This is a genomic window from Xenorhabdus santafensis (assembly GCF_033949405.1).
In the GTDB taxonomy this organism is placed as follows: domain Bacteria; phylum Pseudomonadota; class Gammaproteobacteria; order Enterobacterales; family Enterobacteriaceae; genus Xenorhabdus; species Xenorhabdus santafensis.
The window spans coordinates 253,142-272,583 of the sequence record NZ_VCDN01000011.1 but is presented as its reverse complement, the minus strand read 5'-3'; the positions used below and the strand labels follow the sequence as shown (position 1 = coordinate 272,583).

Here is a 19,442-nt window from a genome sequence, read left to right as displayed (position 1 = left end):
GTTCAAACTTTTCTTTAGACACGACTCTATTCCTTAATACTGCTCCCCCGTCACAGAGATGAGGGAGCTAAAAAGATAGTAAACTCGAAAACTTATCTAGCTTTACGAGCTTCAATAATAGCCTGAGCGACGTTGCTAGGCGCTTCGTTGTACTTCAAGAACTCCATGGAGTAAGAAGCACGACCTTGGGTCTGAGAACGCAGGTCAGTAGCATAACCGAACATTTCAGACAATGGTACTTGAGCACGAACAACTTTGCCCGTAGCTACATCATCCATACCATCGATCATACCACGGCGACGGTTCAAGTCACCGATGACGTCACCCATGTAGTCTTCTGGTGTTTCCACTTCAACTTTCATGATAGGTTCCAGCAGAACTGGTTTAGCTTTCATGAAGCCTTCTTTAAATGCCATGGATGCGGCAATTTTAAAGGCGATTTCTGAAGAGTCAACGTCATGGTAAGAACCATCGAACAGAGCAACTTTAACGTCAACGATTGGGTAACCAGCCAGAACACCGCTCTTCAGCTGTTCCTGAACGCCTTTGTCAACGCCTGGGATGTATTCTTTAGGAACAACACCACCAACGATTTCGTTCGCGAATTCGTAACCAGCGCCACCTGCTTCCAGAGGCTCGATACGTAGCCATACGTGACCATACTGACCACGACCACCGGATTGTTTAGCGTGTTTACCTTCCTGCTCAACAGAAGCACGGATAGTTTCACGGTAAGCAACCTGAGGTTTACCTACGTTCGCTTCAACGTTGAATTCACGACGCATACGGTCAACCAGTACGTCGAGGTGAAGTTCGCCCATACCTGCGATGATAGTCTGACCAGTTTCTTCGTCACTGCTCACGCGGAATGATGGGTCTTCTTGAGCCAGACGGCCTAAAGCGATACCCATTTTTTCTTGGTCAGCTTTAGTTTTTGGCTCAATAGCAACAGAGATAACTGGCTCTGGGAATTCCATGCGCTCCAGAATGATTGGTGCGTTCATGTCACAGAGAGTATCACCTGTAGTCACATCTTTCAGACCGATTGCAGCAGCGATATCGCCTGCACGGACTTCTTTGATTTCTTCACGTTTGTTGGCGTGCATCTGTACGATACGGCCAAAACGTTCTTTTTTGTCTTTAACTGGGTTCAGTACGGTATCACCGGAGTTAACAACACCGGAGTAAACACGGAAGAACGTCAGGTTACCCACGAATGGGTCGGTTGCGATTTTGAACGCCAGTGCAGAGAATGGCTCGTCATCGCTAGAGTGACGTTCTGCTGGTGTGTCTTTACCGTCTGGCAGCATACCTTTGATGGATTCAACATCGGTAGGTGCTGGCAGATATTCGATAACTGCATCCAGCATTGCCTGAACACCTTTGTTCTTAAATGCAGAACCACAGGTAACCAGGATAATTTCGTTAGCCAGAACACGCTTACGCAGAGCTGTCTTGATTTCTTCTTCAGTCAGCTCTTCACCGCTCAGATATTTGTCCATCAGGTCTTCTGATGCTTCTGCTGCGGATTCGATCAGGTTCTGATGCCATTCTTGAGCCAGTTCAACCATGTCTGCTGGGATTTCTTCATAAGTGAAGGTAGTTCCCTGATCAGCTTCGTTCCAGTTGATTGCTTTCATTTTCAACAGGTCAACAACACCGGTGAAGGTATCTTCAGCACCGATAGCCAGTTGAAGTGGAACTGGGTTAGCAGCCAGACGGGTTTTAATCTGCTCAACAACGCGCAGGAAGTTCGCACCCATACGGTCCATTTTGTTAACGAACGCGATACGTGGAACATTGTATTTGTTAGCCTGACGCCATACGGTTTCAGACTGCGGCTGAACGCCACCAACTGCACAGTAAACCATGACTGCGCCGTCAAGAACACGCATGGAACGTTCTACTTCGATGGTGAAGTCAACGTGGCCTGGGGTGTCGATGATGTTTACACGGTGTGGCTCAAACTGTTTAGCCATACCAGACCAGAACGCAGTGGTCGCAGCAGACGTGATAGTGATACCACGTTCCTGTTCCTGCTCCATCCAGTCCATTGTTGCTGAACCTTCGTGAGTTTCACCAATTTTGTGGTTTACACCCGTGTAAAACAGAATACGTTCAGTTGTCGTGGTTTTACCGGCGTCGATGTGAGCACTGATACCGATGTTGCGGTAACGCGCTATAGGTGTTTTACGAGCCATTTTTTCCTCTCTCGTGGACGTTCAATATAGAGAACGGGTAGCTGAGCCGCTACCCCGAACATATTCACTGCCGATGATTGACCTAAAAAGGGATTACCAACGGTAGTGTGCGAACGCCTTGTTAGCTTCTGCCATGCGGTGAACGTCTTCACGTTTCTTCACAGCAGCGCCTTTGTTTTCAGCCGCATCAGATAATTCATTCGCCAGGCGCAGAGCCATCGACTTATCACCGCGTTTACGAGCAGCATCAACGATCCAACGCATTGCCAAAGCATTACGACGAACCGGACGAACTTCAACTGGAACCTGATAGGTAGAACCACCAACACGGCGGGACTTAACTTCCACAGTCGGGCGCACGTTATCCAGTGCCAGCTCGAATGCTTCCAGATGATCTTTACTAGAACGCTGAGCCAGGGTCTCAAGCGCGCTATATACGATTGCTTCTGCGGTAGATTTTTTACCGTCTACCATCAGGATATTTACAAATTTGGCCAGCAGTTCAGATCCGAACTTTGGATCTGGCAGAATTTTACGTTGACCAATTACACGACGACGTGGCATGGAAATACTCCGTTTCGAATTTCAGGGTTGTCCAAAACTCTACGAGTTTATTTTGACATTAAAGTGAAAAATGTTTGGCCTTACTTAACGGAGAACCATTAAGCCTTTGGCTTCTTCACACCGTACTTGGAACGACCTTGTTTACGGTCTTTAACACCGGCACAGTCCAGTGCACCGCGAACAGTGTGGTAACGCACACCTGGCAAGTCTTTTACACGACCGCCACGGATCAGGATAACGGAGTGTTCCTGCAAGTTGTGGCCTTCGCCACCAATGTAGGAAGAAACTTCGTAGCCGTTAGTCAAACGCACACGGCATACTTTACGCAGTGCGGAGTTTGGTTTTTTAGGGGTGGTAGTATATACACGAGTACATACGCCACGTTTTTGCGGGCAAGCTTCCAGAGCAGGAACGTTGCTTTTCACAACTTTCGAGCTACGAGATTTGCGAACCAGCTGGTTAATAGTTGCCATTATTAAAAAAGCTCCTGGTTTTTTGCTTCGTAAACACGGATTTTACTCTCGCCTTGCCATAATGGCAAAACGAGAGGACGCGGAATTTTATTGCTGACTTGACTAGGTGTCAAGAAATATACAGTTTTTCTATGCTGGTAAAGCGTTTTTCTGTACTGCTAAAGTAGCAGAAAAGTTCAATTCACATTTACCAGGCAAAATTTTGCTGATGTTTCACTGTTAAGCTAACAAATCCGGCGTAATCAATCACCTTTACACGGTCAGATATTTGTTCAAACATCCCCCGGGCATCCAAGTCTTCTTTCAGAACATAAATGCCAGCACCTGTATTAAGCAATTCCACTAAATCGCGATTATTATTGATGCCTAATAACACACCATTCTGAATTAATAAAACATCATCAATATCAGAAATAAGGCTAAGCATTGCTTTGAAGTCGATATGGTATGGTGAGCGACCAACAGTATATAACATGTTACCTACCTGCAATAGCTATCGCTGCAATAGATTAAAACTTCACCACGACATCATATTCCGCCAACAGCTCCCGCAAGGCTTCCGCTGAAAGAAATTCAGCCTTCAGCACCAAATCATGTGCTGGATTGCCTCCGCGGCTCAGTAGATCATCGAGGCATACATAGCATTTATCAATGTCATACATCGGCAAGATTTTAAAAGTCGAGATATAGTCACGAGCCAAAATTTTATCTGGTTGCTGATTGGGCAGTAGTTGGAGTACGCCATCAGAAATAAAAAATACACCAATTTGCTCGGTCAATGCTGATGTTGCAAGTAATGCATCCAGCCCTTCTCGGCCGGCAGAAGAACCGTGGGGGGCTTCAGTAAATACAAAAGCTATTTTTTTCATTAATACCTCACGGCCCCTAAAATTGTACAACCCGATCACTTAGCATCATGGCTTCTGCCAGCGCTCCTAATCCGCTGAGTTCAAAACCCTGCGCCAAGTTTGCCGCAGGCAGCGCCAATTCACGGGCTTGTTGTCCATCCACAACCCCACGCCGCAATGCCGCAGCGACACAGATAGACAGATTGAACTGGTGTTCGGCCGCCAAAGTTTGCCATGCTTTGGTCAGATCAAATTCATCATTGGCAGGAGAGACCAATTGATTACCATTTTGGACTCCTTCACGATAAAAAAACACACTGCGCAGCGTATGACCTGAAGCGATTAGCGCCTGAGCAAATTGATAGGCACTGCTTGCTTGTTGAGTACCATAAGCTGGCCCGGTGACCAGCAAGCAATATGACAGTGAAGACATTACTTCTCCGGACTAGCATATTCACCATTTTTAAACTGGCGAATATAGAGATATACCGTATGCTTCGAGATATTCAAACGTTCAGCGACCTGATTGATTGCATCCTTAATATCAAAAATGCCTTTTTCATAGAGGTTCAGTACCACTTGCCTGTTTTTCGCATTGTTAGAAACCGTGCGATCAGCATTCACTTCTTCAATCGTGAATTCCAACGTTTGTGCCACTAAATCATCTACAGAAGAAGCAAAGTTAACATTTGAAGCAACTTCATGTGTTTTTTCCGGGATAAAGGTCTGAATAATCTCAGAGAAAGGTACATCGAGGTTCATATTAATACATAAAAGCCCAATAACCCGACGCTGGCGATTACGAATAGCAATTGTGACAGATTTCATCAACGAGCCACTTTTCGCCCGTGTGAAATATGCTTTAGAGACACTGCTATCTTCATCGGTAATATCATGCAGCATTCGTAACGCCAAATCGGTAATTGGCGAGCCAATCTGACGGCCTGTATGCTCACCATTGGCTATTCTGACAGCTGAACATTTAAGATCTTCCAGTGAATGAAGAACTATCTCACAATGCCCACCAATCAACATAGCCAGGCCATCAACAGCAGCTTCGTAAGATTTTAAAATTTCATGATCTATTTCAGTAAACGGTTGGTTTTCCAGTAAATCGAGATCACTGTTATCACCAGTTAATAACGGGGTAGACATGTAATGCACCATCCTTCAAGCTCAAACTTTGCCTTACCAAAAATCTCAACGTGAGATTTATTATAAAATCACATTACGACAACCGAGGATCTGCCTCAGTAAACTTCTACTGTCGCAGGCAGAATGTTTTATATTCTATTCGGGGTGATAATGTTAAAACTACATTGACGTTAAAACTACATTGAATTTACGTCAAGCTATTGCTGAGCATATCACGGGGGTTTATCACAGCTTTATGGCAAATATGCCTGAAATTACGACTGAAATAGGAAATAATATTTTATGTGATACCGCAGGAAATAATAAGCAGACAAATTCGTTCATCTTTATTCAAAACTTATTACTCATCAAGCTGAAGTAAATAACCATAGAAAGATAAAAAACGAAGGAAATACATATAAATCGGGAGCCATTAAGCCCCCGACAGTGTTATTGCTAAATTATCGTCAGAAATTATTTTGCTTTGCCCGCTGGTTTTGCAGCTGGTTTAACATCCAACAGTTCGATATTGAAAATTAAGGTAGAATTTGCAGGGATTTGAGGCACGCTGGCTTGGCCGTAAGCCAGTTCTGGTGGGATAACCAGTGTGATTTTTCCGCCTTTCTTCACATGCTGTAGACCTTCAATCCAACCTGGGATCACGCTATCCAGACGGATGGACAGAGGTTCTTTGCGATCAAAAGAGTTATCAAAAACCTGACCATCAATCAAAGTACCCTTGTAGTTAACAACCACGGTGTCGCTTGGTTTAGGTGCCTTGCCAGTACCTTCTTTTTCAACTTTGTAAAGCAGGCCAGTCTTGGTTTTCACGACACCTGCTTGCTTGGCAAATTCAGCGCGATACTTAGCACCTTTTTCGCCATTTTCTTTGGATTCTTTTTCTGCTTTGGCTTGTGCAGCCTCTTTCACTTTGGTTTCGAAAGCGATCAGCGTTTGCTGAATTTCTTTATCTGTCAGCTTACTCTTGCTATTCAAGGCATCTTCAACACCCGCCAGCAATTGGGCTTTCTCAATACTGATGCCAAGTGCTTTTTGCTCTTTCAATGAGTTATCCATGTAGCTGCCCAAAGAAGCACCCAGAGCATAAGAGTTTTGCTGATCTGCCGTTTTAAATGCACTATTGAGTTTAACGTCGCTTTTGGTTGCTGTGTTGTCTGCCAAAGCTTGAGGTACACTAAATGCTACTGCCAGAGTCGTCGCCAGCAAAGTTGTTTTAAACAATGATTTCATCCTACTCTCCAATAAGTTTTTGGGGTCAACGTCAGCACAAGCTACACGCAACACCTACTATAACTGCCTACATCATCTTATGACAATATTTGCTATATTTCGCTCTAAAACCATTGAGACAACATTAATGTAGAGAGGTTTCACAAGACCTGCTTTTACTGAATGATTTAAATATTATAGTGTTACTTTGTGTGAAAATTGTTTTTAGAAAAATTATCTCATAAGGTAATTAATTAAACAGATGCAGGAGAAAAGGTAATGGAATTATCCGATTTTGAACAAAGAATGGAGCAGGTGGAAACAAAGCTGGCCTACCAGGAAGCCACCATTGAAGAATTGAGTCAAGAAGTCAGAAAACAGCAAATTGAAACTGACAGATTGAAAGAGCAGCTACGGTTAATGGCTGAACGTCTGAAAACCCAACAATCGTCGATTATTGCCCCACTCTCAGAGGAAACTCCGCCTCCGCATTATTGATGCACATGATTAATGTGTATCAGTATGATTAACGGGGAAAATTTCCTGCCAAGGAAGGCTGAAAACAGGCGGGGTGATGAAAGGCAGAATAAAAAAAGAGAAGCTCACCCGAGCCTCCCTTTTTCTTCTGCTTACTGATTTTTCAGCCTGCCGATTCATTCAGGCTGTCAGCTAAAAATACTCAGTAGCGTCAATTAATGGCAGCCGCCACCGCAGCATCCATGTTCATCGTGCTCATGGTGATGATCGTGATCACCACAACCACCTTGACCATGCACATGACCATGTTCCAATTCTTCTTCTGTTGCTTCACGGATTGCAACGATTTCAACATTGAATTTCAGGTCTTGACCGGCCAGCATGTGGTTAGCATCAACGACAACTTCATCACCTTCAATCGCGGTGATTTCAACTGGGATAGGCCCTTGATCTGTGTCAGCCAGAAAACGCATGCCAACCTGAATATCATCAACACCAACAAATACGTCTTTTGGTGCACGCTGAACCAGATTTTCATCGTACTGACCGTATGCATCGCCCGCTTCCACGCTCACGTCGAAACGTTCACCTGCCTCACGGCCTTCCAGTGCTTTTTCCAATCCACTGATCAGAGAACCACGGCCATGCAGATAGTCTAACGGTGCGCTTACCGGGGACTCATCAACTAAAACACCATCTTCTGTTCTTACTTGATAAGCCAGGCTTACCACTACGTCTTTTGCTACTTTCATGACAACTCCTACATACCCGGGGGAAAACCCGTAAGGGAAAATTTTTACAGCTTAAAAAATGCCGTCAATTGTAACGGAATTCTACGCCGCTGTACCTAGGGATGATGAAATTTATCCACGTTTTATTGTTAATATATTTATTAATAAGAACATAGATTATTTGATGAGAGGCAGGAGCCTCTCATTTATCCCGGAGGCATAGATAACCATACGCTGATAAGTACGGTGGTCGGGAGTCGTGCCACCCCAAAAGCGGTAATTTAGCAGGTGAAGGGGAGAGTTATTGTGGCGTAAAAATGCCAATAACTTGCTCCTGCCCCCGAATGTGCGAAGTCACCGCCTCATCTGTTTGTCTCTGCACATGACCACAGCTAACGCACTCCACAATATCTACCTTATTTTCTTGCCACATTGCCAGCGTATCCTGTGACTGGCATTTCGGACAAACTGCTCCCGCAATAAAACGCTTACGACTTACTGACATAATTCACCCCGACATTACTCATATTCGTCCCATCCTTCCGGCTGGCGACGTTCATTCATCATTTCTCGTTCAAATAATTCTTCCAGTTCCCTGCGGGCTTCTTTCACACGAGTTATTTGCGCCAAATCGCCGTGTAAATGAGGCATAAGCTCACGCAGCATTCGCATGTCCAAACGACGGAAATGCTGCTGCGCGCGATGTGCCTGATGTGGATGTATCCCCAACCGGATCAAAACCTTACGCCCCAAATCCAAGGCGCTGGAAAATGTTTCCCGGTTAAAATCCTTCACACCGCTTTGTAACAGTTCATGGGCTTCCAGACGCCCTCTGGCGCGGGCAGTAATATGCAGGTGAGGAAAATGCTTTTGGCATAAATGCACAATTGCCATCGTATCTTCCGGCTCATCACAGGTAATGACAATCGCCTTGGCTTTTGCGGCCCCTGCAGAACGCAATAACTCTAGTTCGCTCGCATCGCCATAATACACCTTATAGCCATAACGGCGCATCGTACCAATGACACTCACATCACGTTCCAATACCGTAATGCGGATCTTATTTGCCATCAGCAAGCGCCCGACCACTTGCCCAAAACGGCCAAATCCCACCAAAATCACCTGTGGGTCATTATCTTCCACAAAGGGTTGTTCACTGTGCTCTTCTTGTGCGTTATATCGATGTGCCAACAGTTTTTCAATCAGTTGCATTACCAAAGGTGTTGTCATCATCGATAATGTCACGACAACCAACAAGAGTGACATCTGATTCTGATCCAGTACCTTTTGCCCGAGCGCGACAGAAAATAGTACGAATGCAAATTCCCCTCCCTGACTTAGCACCCCAGATAATTGCAGACTCGACGATTGCCTCAAGCCGGATATTCTCCCGAGCAAATAAAGGATGAAACCTTTTACCAGCACCAATCCTAACACGCTCAATAGGACGCTCAATAAATTGGTCAGCAGGACGCCCATATTCAAGGACATTCCAACAGAAATGAAAAATAGACCCAGCAACAATCCCTTGAATGGCTCAATAGCAATTTCCAGCTCATGGCGATATTCGCTGTCTGCCAGCAAAACGCCGGCAATGAACGTACCGAGTGCCATTGAAAAACCCAATTTTTCCATGAAAATCGCCGCACCCAGCACAACCAGCAGAGAAGCGGCCGTAAACACCTCCCTGATACCGCATTTCACCACCAGCCTGAACAGTGGCCGCAACAAATACCGCCCTCCCAGCAACATGCCCGCAAAGGCGGCGATTTTCAATACGATACGATACCAGTCACTGGAACCGACTCCGCCAGCCAGCAAGGGGATCACAGCCAAAGCAGGAATAACAGCCATGTCCTGAAACAGCAAGACAGAAAAACCGAGTTTCCCGCCTTCATTGCCCTTCATTCCCTTCTCTTTCATTAATTGCAGTGCCATTGCAGTTGATGACATCGCCAATCCAATGCCACCAACCACCGCTGCCTGCCAGGAAAAATTCGTCAGATAAAGCAGTAAGGCCAGCACCGACGCCGTTAAGATCACCTGCGCCGTACCCACACCAAAAATAGACCGCCTGAGTTGCCAGAGTTTTGTTGGATTCAACTCAAGCCCGATGATAAACATCAAGAAAACAACACCAAGCTCAGAGAAATGCAGGATTTCATCAACATCCTTGATAAATCCAATTCCCCAAGGGCCAAGTGCAATGCCGGCGATTAGATAGCCCAATACAGCACCAATCCCGAACTTCTGGGCAAGGGGCACCGCAACAACAACAGCAAACAAGAACAGTGTTCCGACATTTAACAGCGCTGACGTCTCCATGATCACAGCCCTCCCAAAGACAATGGCATTTTCAGCCATTCGTGATAAGCATTGGCATGACTCGCGAGCACGTCAGGCTTTTGGCGTCTGGCCCAATAAATTATCATCGGTGATAGCCAATGCATCTGACACATGGATGCAGCCAATTCGAAAGGCCGGAGGATCTCCTCCATCGGGTAGCGATTCGCGCCACCTCTTTTATAGGCACCTTCAGGCTCTCCGGTCGTAATGACGGAACGCCAATATTTTCCTCTCAACGCCTGCTCAGTGCCGTTGACAAAATCACGGCTCAGCACGCGATCCATCCACTCTTTCAATAGAGCCGGACAACTGTATGTATATAAAGGATGTTGGAAAACAATCACTTTGTGTTCACGCAGCAATTGCTGTTCAAGGGAAATGTCGATGAAAAAATCAGGATAACAGCCATAGAGATCATGAACTGTCACATGCTCAAGATCCTGTACAAACTGCAATAGAGCTCTATTCGCAACTGAATTCAGGGGTTCAGGATGGATATATAATAGTAATACTTTTGGTGGCGATATATTAGGTGATAAAGACATCAATCCCCCCAAGGCGTGTCAGAACACATATTTTCCGCTACCATGCACGCCAAGCTATCAAATTGAATACATACGATCTAATTATTAACTTAACACATATTAAGTAGACAACATCTATGATTGTTTTCTCTTCATTGCAAATCCGCCGTGGCATACGTGTCCTTCTGGATAATGCCAGCGCAACCATCAATCCGGGCCAAAAAATAGGATTGGTTGGCAAGAATGGCTGTGGCAAATCTACCCTGCTGGCATTACTGAAAAATGAACTTCAGGCAGAAACAGGCTCAGTCACATTTCCTTCCAATTGGGCATTGGCGTGGGTTAATCAGGAGACACCAGCTCTCGAAACCTCAGCACTGGAATATGTGATCGATGGCGATCGTGAATTCCGGCAACTGGAACAGAAGCTGAGCATTGCCAACGAACAGAATGATGGCCATGCCATCGCCCATATCCACGGGTTGCTTGATGCCATTCAGGCATGGACAATTCGCTCCAAGGCTTCCAGCCTGCTGCATGGCCTTGGATTCTCCCAAGCCCAGTTGGAACAACCTGTCAGCACATTTTCCGGTGGCTGGCGCATGCGCCTTAATTTGGCACAGGCGCTGATTTGTCGCTCTGACTTACTCTTGCTTGACGAACCGACCAACCACCTTGATTTGGACGCCGTTATCTGGCTCGAAAAATGGCTAAAAAACTATACCGGCACTTTAATTTTGATCTCCCACGACAGGGATTTCCTCGATCCGATCATTGATAAAGTGCTGCATATTGAGCAACAGAGCCTGTATGAATACACTGGCAACTACTCCTCTTTCGAACGGCAACGTGCAGCCAAACTTGCCCAGCAACAAGCGCTATATCAAAGCCAGCAGGAAAAAGTTGCCCATTTGCAAAGCTACATTGATCGCTTCCGGGCCAAAGCCTCCAAAGCGAAGCAAGCACAAAGCCGCATTAAAATGCTGGAACGGATGGAGCTCATCGCCCCGGCCCATGTTGATAATCCTTTCCATTTCAGCTTTCGCCAGCCGGACAGCCTGCCAAATCCGCTTTTGAACATGGAAAAAGTCAGTGCGGGTTATGGCGACAAAACCGTGCTCGATTCCATTAAATTAAATTTGGTACCGGGTTCACGCATTGGCCTGCTAGGCCGCAATGGTGCAGGTAAATCGACACTGATCAAATTGCTGGCGGGAGAGCTTGAACCACAGCAAGGAACAATATCCTTATCAAAAGGCATCAAGCTGGGATACTTCGCGCAGCACCAACTGGAATACTTGCGGGCAGATGAATCGCCATTGCAGCATTTAGTCCGGATAGCGCCACAGGAAACCGAACAACAGCTTCGGGATTATCTGGGCGGCTTTGGCTTTAAGGGTGATCAAGTGACCGACCCAAGCGGCCGTTTTTCCGGCGGTGAAAAAGCGCGCTTGGTATTGGCACTCATTGTCTGGCAACGCCCCAATCTTTTGTTGCTGGATGAACCCACCAACCACCTTGATCTCGACATGAGGCAGGCGCTGACCGAAGCGATCATTGATTTCGAAGGGGCGTTAGTTGTGGTATCGCATGATAGGCATTTGCTGCGTTCCACAACGGATGAGCTTTATCTGGTGCATGATGGCAAAGTGGAATCTTTCAGCGGTGATCTGGAAGATTACCAGCAATGGCTGACAGAATTGCAACGCCAGCAAACGCGTGACAGTCAGGAGAAAGGGAAAGCGGCGGCTGAAACCGAGGCAAATGGCAACTCAAATTTCAGTGCCCAAGAGCGTAAAGATCAAAAACGACGTGAAGCAGAATTCCGTAATCAAACCCAGCCGTTGCGCAAACAGCTCGCCACCCTTGAAAAGCAGATGGATAAACTAGGCGCTGAGTTGGCTAAATTAGAAGAGAAATTGTCAGACAATAATCTCTATGAAAATGAGCGCAAAGCTGAATTAACAGAATGCCTACATCAACAAACAGAGGCAAAATCCAAACTGGACGATGTTGAAATAGAATGGATGGATATTCAGGAACAACTTGAGCAAATGACTGACGCATTTAATGCAACTCAAGGCGCTGATTAAAATCCAGTTTTATCAAATATAATCGGGCATAGAATAATATGCCCGATTATATCCCGCCATCTATTCGAACATCATTTATCCGATCAGTAGCCCAAACAACCAATTACTTAAATATTGAAAATATGCCCCTCTATTTACAGAATGAGAAATTCACAGAATGAAAAATACCAATAAACCTTACGACTCAAGTATTACTGAGGAAATATTTACAAGAAATACATTAAAGTTCATTCATATAGAGAGTAAATAAAAACGCTTATAAAGAAACTACAGCACCGAATTATGCACTCGCAATCCACGCAGAAAAATCTTCGGCATCATTAATCAAATACTCATCTATTGAATTTGACCATACTACTCCGAGATCAACTTTCTTATCTGTTTCAATAATTTCCAAAGAGTCCATAAAGTATTCAGGAATAGAACTAATCATTCGCTTTGGGACACACGTATAAGCACTATTTTTTGTAATCATATCAATAATCAGCATGAAATCGCTTGTCTGCAATAACAGATGCATATTTTCACCGGTATAAACTGGGAAAACATTAAGGAAATCAGTCAACTCAACCACTTCTTTATTTTCTGATGAAGCGTTCGAAAAAAAACCATTTCCAATTCTATTTAAAGATGACTTAAAACGAGATATTAACTGACTGCTTTTTTTAAAGATATAAACCAGTTTTTCCGTAAATACCTTTTTCGGCTCCAGATGTAAAACTGAAGCCAGAGGCATTACAGCAACATGTAACATTCCTGCATTCAATAAACTTATTTGCTGCTCAACTGACAGCCCGGTCACCAATGCCAGCACAACATTTCCTTTATTCCCGGCAATCTTCTTCTCTATCTGAGAATAGTTGTTGATGGGGAAACATGAGCCGACATACAAATGTCTGACCAAATTTTCTTTTGAATCAAAATGTACCTGACTTTTAAACTGTTCATAGTGCGTCAGAAACTTTCTGGTATTTTCCAGTGTCTTCTGCCCAAAGTTAGTCAACCTTGTTCCATTCGGCCCTCTTGTAAATAATGAAGCACCAAGAATGTCTTCTAACCCGTGTATTTTTTTCGTCAATGCAGGCTGAGAAAGATAAAGTCTCTCTGAAGCTTTATGATAGTTCAGAGTTTCAGCCAAAACGATAAAAGCTTCAAGATTGCGTATATCCATGTTCTTTCGCCCAATGATTGTTAAATAACTACAAAACATCACAGATTCATGGTGATAGCATTTTAACTTAGTGTTTTTGCCAAAGGTTTTATCAATTCAACTTGTCAAAATGTCAACTAGTAGAATGTTAGTTAATAAGGTAGCAATTAGCAAAATATTTATTATTCGCCTAAATTGATTACCTAAACTAACAATTTCACATGAAATCAATGAGGCATTTTCCTTTGTAAAACAAGGAAAGACAAATTACTCACTTTCATCCATGCTTCTCCCTCCTTTTCATTTTTAAAACCATAGATATTCCAGCTTAACCAACGTGCAAAAACTGGAAAAAGCATCATAAAAACAATCTAGTCATGATTATTCCACATCGCAAAGTTAGGAGTATCACCAAGGTCCAAATAATGGCCTTAAGGTTATCAATCGATAACTTTTATTTATTGGTAACTAACTTTAACAAAGGATAAATCATGAAAATAAAAATATCATATTATGAAACTATTGTGTAGCTATTTTAATTACTGCTCAAAAAATGAAAAACTTATATCTAATTTACTCGTAAACTGTAATAAATAAACGATAATTCATATTAATTCTAGTTTTCAAAATTAAATAAAGCTTCGCTTTATGAGTTATTTTTTATTTACTCTCATTACGTGTTAGTCAGTAATTTTAAATTAAAAGAATCATATAAAATGCAACAATAACAATGTAGCTATCATAAACCTGCTTTTTTATTCATTATAAAAATTGAGCAAAATGGTTATAAAATTCAAACAGTAATAAATAATGATAGGTAAATGGTGAATTTCATTTCTTGTAACTTAGACGTTAGAGATACCCTTATTTCAATTTTTTGATCTTTTTTATATCGGAATATTCTGTATTGATAGGATATTTTATGATAAAGATGTGATGATTTTCATTGGAATCAATAAATCACTGGCAACAAAAAACCAACATAATAATAAAGCTAAAGAAACATACTATCATGAAAAAAATAAATCATATACGGGTAAAAATAACAAAGGCTCATAAAATTGAGCCTTTGTTTTACCTTAATCTTGAATTAGTTAGACAACTTACACAGTAACCTACCCGTGTCTTCAGGGTCAGAATCTATTGCGCTCTTGATCTTGTAATCATAGAGAAAAAATTGAGATTGCTGATTACTGAAAGCCACTTTTATTTTCGTATTTAAAATTTCACCTTCTTCTGCATTATCTTCATAAGGCAACAGCCCGAGTCCCGGAAAACCATCGTATTCATGCAAAAAAGAATTCTCTGTGTCAGTTGAGGCCGAAATCCCAACGTCAGAATCCGTCATAGATTGCACATTGCCCTGCCCCAATGAATATTTGGGCTCAAGCGTTTCACATGTGCTATTACTGGCTTGCCCTCCCAGCTTCACATAACCTTTATTGCCGACATCAGGGCTGAACACATATCTTTGTGGGTTAAAACTGTATTGATAGATATATTTAGCTTTCGTATCTCTATTGGTTATCGTTGCTGTAACGATGGTTGGCCCCTGTGATGTTGTAAATCCTTCAGGCGGGAAAGTGATATGCCCCGTTACTGAATCTATTTTTACAACCGAACTCGACGTGCCATATTTGACCTCACCAATAAGATGCAGAGGTTGATCTCCCGATGGTGTTGAAGAGCCCTTGGTTAATACAACGCGTAATTTATTATGGACATTGTATGGCCTATTCTGCTGTTCAGAAGAAATGTGAAGATTATGTTCATGCTGGTCCATCACCATAATTCCCGCCGCTTGTGGTACTGCATTAAAACTTACCGGCGTTTTTGCGAGTGCGGATTTTTCTTTCTTGTCACTGGTGACGACACTTATTTTGGCATGAATGTCATCCATGCCCACTTTACTCACTAATAAGGCCGTTAAATAACCATGCTCATCCGTCGTTTTCTGAATATCTTTAAAAATCAAATCGTCCGGTAAATTCTTATCAACAATACTCCAGGTAACGTTTTCAAAACTCCATTTACGCAAAGGTTGTTTATATTTATCATCAACAACCAAAACCTTATAGGTATATTTATCTTCCCCATTGCCTAAAAGTGGCCCGGCAGGAGAAACCTCTATTTGATCCTTGAATTCTATATCAACTGATTTTGCGTGAACAAAGGTAAAGCCCGGTGAAGATATCTTGGTGCCATTCTGGAGTGAAAGAGATATTTTGGCATCTTCGACTTCCGCCGTACTCATCACAGTCGCCGTCAATTCTCCCTTGCTATTTGTTTTCGTCGCCCCCGCGGTTAATACCATGCCGCTAACCCCTTTTTCTATTTCCCATTTGGGCATGAGATCCTCGTTATCTGCCACCGGCTTATTCTTGTCATCGACAATGGTTGCAGTAAAGGTATAACTATTGCCCAAGGCGAGCGGCCCTTGTGGTGAAACATCTATCGAACTGATGTGGTACGGAACTTCACTAAAATTGACGGTGTGTATCTTGGTCTTGGGCATCCCCGTCATTTCGAGATAAATCGCAACGTTTCCAACGGGCTTCATGCTGATGATATTCACCATTAGCTGCCCTTTATCGTTACTCGTACCGGAGCCGACCCCTTCCAATTTCACGGCTTTTTTCTGATCTGGCGTGCTGCCTTCAGGGAGTTCAGCACTCCATTTAATATTTTGGAACACAATATTGGAAAGAGGGGCATTCTCTTTATGGCCATACGTGATAGTGCTCGCTAATGTATAGCCTTCTTCCAATGGGGTAATTTGTGGCTCATCTTTAACAACAAAAGGCTCAACCGTGACAAGCATCTCAGCTTCTTTCGATTTTCTGCCGCTTTCATCTTCCACAACGGCATAAATGGGATAAGTATTTATCCCATTGGGAATATAATTCGGCAGGATAATACCGATTGGGTTCGTACCGCTGACATCCGGCAACTCCCCCCCATTTTTTTTCAACCCCTCCCCTGCCCGCCAAGTAACCTGCCTGATGGGTTTTTCCGAGGCAATATTGGGCATGACCAATTTCATTTGGGAGCTGTATCCATTGAGGGTGTCAGGTAAGGTAACTTTCAGCTCCGGTATTTTTCTATAATCCAGCACGATATTGTTATTTCTTTCCACCAAATCGTAACGGCTTCCTGCCAGTGTGCGCATAGAAGCCACATATCCGGGCGAAATCTGTGCACTGAAAGGTACGCCAAACCGATAATTTATGTTGGCCTGAAATAACGCTTCGCTGTGCCCGCCGCTGCCGTATTTATAATCGATTCCGACAGTCATCAATGGAATTGGCGTATAAGTCAGACCGATTTTGCCAAGGCTGGGATTTTTCTGTCTGGTGTTACGGTTGAACAGCGCAACGTTATCACCGAAGTACTGCTCATAACTCAGTTTCCCCCCAAGGTTGGGGTGGGATGGCAGGAAAAACTCGCCATTGAGATCAAAGCCATTGGCGGGGCGTTCTTCATAATCCTTCTCTTTGACAGATTGATGCCAACCATTCAAGCGCCAGTAAGTATTGGCGGAAAGTTTAATATAATCCGCCCAGAATTCTCCGCCTAAACCGAATCGTTTATTATTGCCCGTCGTGTCGTAATCGTAGAAAGTGTTTAGCCCATACATCCAGTCAGCAGTGAAATAACGGCCTCCCAAACCAAAATTAACTGTATTGCGACTGTCTTTATTGCGGTAGCCAATTTGAGAGAAAAATAACCATTCTGCTTTATTATCATAAAGCGGAAACAACAAATCCAATGAGCTATTATCCAGTTTTCCTTTTCTATCAAGAGAGAATTGAATTTTTGCTTTACCAAACTGAGATAACCATTTTTGTGTTTCCGTTGCCACCGTACTATTTAACTTACTGACAGCATAAGATTTAGTTTGGTCGATGATCTGGGAGGGTGAAGACGTGAGTAAATTACCAACCGTATAAATATTTTGAGAAATTATATTCAACCCATCTTCATTTTGATTGTTTTGTGGATGAATAGAGGTTTTCTCTGCATGACGGTTGTAGATTTCTTTATCTTTTGAAAACGCACCCATGGAAATAAACAAAAAAATCAAAGAACATATTAACATAAAACTACGAACGAACTTACCGTAAGCATACGAGTCCATATTTGAACACCTCATAATTTATATACACCCCAAAAGCTTTCAGATTGCAACTTTGTGGGTTACGCCCACTGCCTCCAGTCCCCGTTTTTATAAACATACGGTTATCTGTTCATTTGATAATTTCTTTTATTTATATTTCTTAGTGCCGCTATTTATTTCCATGTTGATTTTATTCAATATTTATTAAGATTGAACCCGCAAATTTTCATTATGAAATGATTTCACACAAGAACAAACTTATAAAATACATACATCTAAAATACATTAGGGCGTTTTTCTATAATGTGTAATGAAATATTTTTATCAGCTGATAACTATTTTAAATTTCATTTTTTAATATCATGCATTACATAACATTGGCTCTGGAATTAATTAGATTAAAAAAATAATGGCATTATAGAATTCGCAGTATTTAATTATTTAAATACACCAAATTGTTTTATTTGTTAGAACTTTAACTGGTTATTTACGCTCTATTAAATGGAATTCAATTTACAACGCGGCGTCTAAGGAATGACTCACTCGTCAGGAATAAACTTGCCCGCCAACAAAAACGGCAGCTTGAAAGGTGAAAGGTATATAATATAGATCATTATAAACTCCTATGACATACGGCAGAAAATAATGAAAATCGACCTAACCAATATGGTAACGGAGAGTCGTAACCCCGCCAGCTCTCACATCGATCAATTATCAACACACGATATGCTCCGCGTTATCAATGATGAAGATAAAAAAGTCGCCCTTGCTGTTGAAAAAACATTGCCTCAGATTGCCTGCGTGGTTGATAAAGTCGCTAATGCATTTCGTCAGGGCGGGCGCTTGATCTATAGCGGAGCCGGCACTTCCGGCCGTCTGGGTATTTTAGATGCCAGTGAATGTCCTCCGACTTATGGTACCAAGCCAGAACAAGTGATCGGTTTGATCGCCGGCGGGCATCAGGCAATTCTGAAAGCCGTCGAAAATGCAGAAGATAATCGGCAATTGGGCATAGATGATCTTAAAGGACTACACTTTAATCAAAGCGATGTACTGATAGGGATCGCCGCCAGTGGCCGGACACCCTATGTATTGGGTGCGATGGAATATGCAGCATCAGTCGGTGCTACCGTCGCCTGTATCAGTTGCAATCCAGACAGCCCAATGGCGCAATTGGCAGATATCGCCATCATACCCGTGGTCGGGCCGGAAGTAGTGACAGGCTCTTCCCGCATGAAAGCCGGTACTGCACAAAAAATGGTGCTGAATATGATAACAACCGGCGCCATGATCCGGATTGGCAAGGTATATGGCAACTTAATGGTCGATGTTGAAGCGACGAATGCGAAGTTGATTGAACGTCAGAAAAATATTGTCATGGCCGCCACTGAGTGCAGCAGGGAGATAGCAGAACAAGCACTGAATGCCTGCGGTGGTCATTGTAAAACTGCAATCGTGATGATTTTATCGGGCGTGAATGCCGAAGATGCCAGTGCATTATTGGCAGAAAACCAAGGATTTATCCGGCCAGCCATCTTAAAAGACCGATAATCA

17 protein-coding genes are annotated in these 19,442 nt (G+C 43.2%); 3 read left to right on the top strand and 14 right to left on the bottom strand.

Going from position 1 to position 19,442, the window contains the following annotated elements:
• Positions 1-92: 92 nt before the first annotated feature.
• From fusA to fkpA, 8 genes are all read right to left on the bottom strand, one after another.
• Positions 93-2,201 carry an elongation factor G gene (gene fusA, locus FE392_RS02855; RefSeq protein ID WP_319928712.1) on the bottom strand — a complete coding sequence of 703 codons (2,109 nt, stop codon included), beginning with the start codon at positions 2,199-2,201 and terminating at the stop codon, positions 93-95.
• A 93-nt stretch (positions 2,202-2,294) separates the two neighbouring features.
• Complete coding sequence (gene rpsG / locus FE392_RS02850; protein ID WP_092513454.1) at positions 2,295-2,765, bottom strand: 30S ribosomal protein S7; 471 nt, start codon at positions 2,763-2,765, stop codon at positions 2,295-2,297.
• A gap of 98 nt (positions 2,766-2,863) precedes the next feature.
• Positions 2,864-3,238 (bottom strand): 30S ribosomal protein S12, encoded by a 375-nt coding sequence (rpsL, locus tag FE392_RS02845; protein ID WP_010848548.1) that lies wholly within the window; start codon positions 3,236-3,238, stop codon positions 2,864-2,866.
• A gap of 187 nt (positions 3,239-3,425) precedes the next feature.
• On the bottom strand, positions 3,426-3,713 hold the full coding sequence (tusB, locus tag FE392_RS02840; protein WP_319928711.1) for a sulfurtransferase complex subunit TusB: 288 nt from the start codon (positions 3,711-3,713) through the stop codon (positions 3,426-3,428).
• Between the two features lie 34 nt (positions 3,714-3,747).
• Entirely contained in the window at positions 3,748-4,107 is a 360-nt protein-coding gene (gene tusC / locus FE392_RS02835) for a sulfurtransferase complex subunit TusC (RefSeq protein ID WP_319928710.1), read from the bottom strand.
• A gap of 16 nt (positions 4,108-4,123) precedes the next feature.
• Positions 4,124-4,519: a sulfurtransferase complex subunit TusD gene (gene tusD / locus FE392_RS02830; protein ID WP_319928709.1), complete on the bottom strand. Its 396-nt coding sequence runs from the start codon at positions 4,517-4,519 to the stop codon at positions 4,124-4,126.
• Positions 4,519-5,241, bottom strand: a complete 723-nt coding sequence (locus FE392_RS02825; RefSeq protein WP_319928708.1) for a helix-turn-helix transcriptional regulator — start codon at positions 5,239-5,241, stop codon at positions 4,519-4,521. Before FE392_RS02825 ends, tusD begins: the two co-directional genes overlap by 1 nt.
• A 453-nt stretch (positions 5,242-5,694) precedes the next feature.
• A complete protein-coding gene (gene fkpA, locus FE392_RS02820) occupies positions 5,695-6,471 on the bottom strand; it encodes an FKBP-type peptidyl-prolyl cis-trans isomerase (protein ID WP_319928707.1) in 777 nt (258 codons plus the stop codon).
• Between the two features lie 258 nt (positions 6,472-6,729).
• Here fkpA and FE392_RS02815 point away from each other — a divergent pair, with 258 nt between their 5' ends.
• Positions 6,730-6,948: a SlyX family protein gene (locus FE392_RS02815; protein ID WP_319928706.1), complete on the top strand. Its 219-nt coding sequence runs from the start codon at positions 6,730-6,732 to the stop codon at positions 6,946-6,948.
• Positions 6,949-7,142: 194 nt separating this feature from the next.
• Here the strand turns inward: FE392_RS02815 and slyD are convergent, their stop codons facing one another.
• From slyD to kefG, 4 genes are all read right to left on the bottom strand, one after another.
• Positions 7,143-7,679, bottom strand: coding sequence for a peptidylprolyl isomerase (gene slyD / locus FE392_RS02810; RefSeq protein ID WP_319928705.1), 537 nt, complete (start codon positions 7,677-7,679; stop codon positions 7,143-7,145).
• Positions 7,680-7,959: 280 nt separating this feature from the next.
• Positions 7,960-8,163 (bottom strand): YheV family putative zinc ribbon protein, encoded by a 204-nt coding sequence (locus FE392_RS02805; protein ID WP_319928704.1) that lies wholly within the window; start codon positions 8,161-8,163, stop codon positions 7,960-7,962.
• Between the two features lie 14 nt (positions 8,164-8,177).
• The gene (gene kefB / locus FE392_RS02800; RefSeq protein ID WP_319928703.1) at positions 8,178-9,983 is read right to left on the bottom strand and encodes a glutathione-regulated potassium-efflux system protein KefB; all 1,806 of its coding nucleotides are present in this window, start codon (positions 9,981-9,983) and stop codon (positions 8,178-8,180) included.
• A 2-nt stretch (positions 9,984-9,985) separates the two neighbouring features.
• Positions 9,986-10,549, bottom strand: coding sequence for a glutathione-regulated potassium-efflux system ancillary protein KefG (gene kefG, locus FE392_RS02795; protein WP_319928702.1), 564 nt, complete (start codon positions 10,547-10,549; stop codon positions 9,986-9,988).
• 116 nt (positions 10,550-10,665) lie between these two features.
• Between kefG and FE392_RS02790 the strand changes: the two genes are divergently transcribed.
• Complete coding sequence (locus FE392_RS02790) at positions 10,666-12,621, top strand: ABC transporter ATP-binding protein (RefSeq protein ID WP_319928701.1); 1,956 nt, start codon at positions 10,666-10,668, stop codon at positions 12,619-12,621.
• 280 nt (positions 12,622-12,901) lie between these two features.
• Here the strand turns inward: FE392_RS02790 and FE392_RS02785 are convergent, their stop codons facing one another.
• On the bottom strand, positions 12,902-13,792 hold the full coding sequence (locus FE392_RS02785; protein WP_319928700.1) for a LysR family transcriptional regulator: 891 nt from the start codon (positions 13,790-13,792) through the stop codon (positions 12,902-12,904).
• Positions 13,793-14,861: 1,069 nt separating this feature from the next.
• Positions 14,862-17,909: an inverse autotransporter beta domain-containing protein gene (locus tag FE392_RS02780; protein WP_319928699.1), complete on the bottom strand. Its 3,048-nt coding sequence runs from the start codon at positions 17,907-17,909 to the stop codon at positions 14,862-14,864.
• A gap of 624 nt (positions 17,910-18,533) precedes the next feature.
• Between FE392_RS02780 and murQ the strand changes: the two genes are divergently transcribed.
• Positions 18,534-19,439, top strand: coding sequence for an N-acetylmuramic acid 6-phosphate etherase (murQ, locus tag FE392_RS02775; RefSeq protein WP_319928698.1), 906 nt, complete (start codon positions 18,534-18,536; stop codon positions 19,437-19,439).
• Positions 19,440-19,442: the final 3 nt, after the last annotated feature.

Excerpts from the sequence above, each read along its gene's own strand:
- fusA (WP_319928712.1), bottom strand. The coding sequence starts at position 2,201 with ATGGCTCGTAAAACACCTATAGCGCGTTACCGCAACATCGGTATCAGT.
- rpsG (WP_092513454.1), bottom strand. The coding sequence starts at position 2,765 with ATGCCACGTCGTCGTGTAATTGGTCAACGTAAAATTCTGCCAGATCCA.
- rpsL (WP_010848548.1), bottom strand. The coding sequence starts at position 3,238 with ATGGCAACTATTAACCAGCTGGTTCGCAAATCTCGTAGCTCGAAAGTT.
- tusB (WP_319928711.1), bottom strand. The coding sequence starts at position 3,713 with ATGTTATATACTGTTGGTCGCTCACCATACCATATCGACTTCAAAGCA.
- tusC (WP_319928710.1), bottom strand. The coding sequence starts at position 4,107 with ATGAAAAAAATAGCTTTTGTATTTACTGAAGCCCCCCACGGTTCTTCT.
- tusD (WP_319928709.1), bottom strand. The coding sequence starts at position 4,519 with ATGTCTTCACTGTCATATTGCTTGCTGGTCACCGGGCCAGCTTATGGT.
- FE392_RS02825 (WP_319928708.1), bottom strand. The coding sequence starts at position 5,241 with ATGTCTACCCCGTTATTAACTGGTGATAACAGTGATCTCGATTTACTG.
- fkpA (WP_319928707.1), bottom strand. The coding sequence starts at position 6,471 with ATGAAATCATTGTTTAAAACAACTTTGCTGGCGACGACTCTGGCAGTA.
- FE392_RS02815 (WP_319928706.1), top strand. The coding sequence starts at position 6,730 with ATGGAATTATCCGATTTTGAACAAAGAATGGAGCAGGTGGAAACAAAG.
- slyD (WP_319928705.1), bottom strand. The coding sequence starts at position 7,679 with ATGAAAGTAGCAAAAGACGTAGTGGTAAGCCTGGCTTATCAAGTAAGA.
- FE392_RS02805 (WP_319928704.1), bottom strand. The coding sequence starts at position 8,163 with ATGTCAGTAAGTCGTAAGCGTTTTATTGCGGGAGCAGTTTGTCCGAAA.
- kefB (WP_319928703.1), bottom strand. The coding sequence starts at position 9,983 with ATGGAGACGTCAGCGCTGTTAAATGTCGGAACACTGTTCTTGTTTGCT.
- kefG (WP_319928702.1), bottom strand. The coding sequence starts at position 10,549 with ATGTCTTTATCACCTAATATATCGCCACCAAAAGTATTACTATTATAT.
- FE392_RS02790 (WP_319928701.1), top strand. The coding sequence starts at position 10,666 with ATGATTGTTTTCTCTTCATTGCAAATCCGCCGTGGCATACGTGTCCTT.
- FE392_RS02785 (WP_319928700.1), bottom strand. The coding sequence starts at position 13,792 with ATGGATATACGCAATCTTGAAGCTTTTATCGTTTTGGCTGAAACTCTG.
- FE392_RS02780 (WP_319928699.1), bottom strand. The coding sequence starts at position 17,909 with ATGGACTCGTATGCTTACGGTAAGTTCGTTCGTAGTTTTATGTTAATA.
- murQ (WP_319928698.1), top strand. The coding sequence starts at position 18,534 with ATGAAAATCGACCTAACCAATATGGTAACGGAGAGTCGTAACCCCGCC.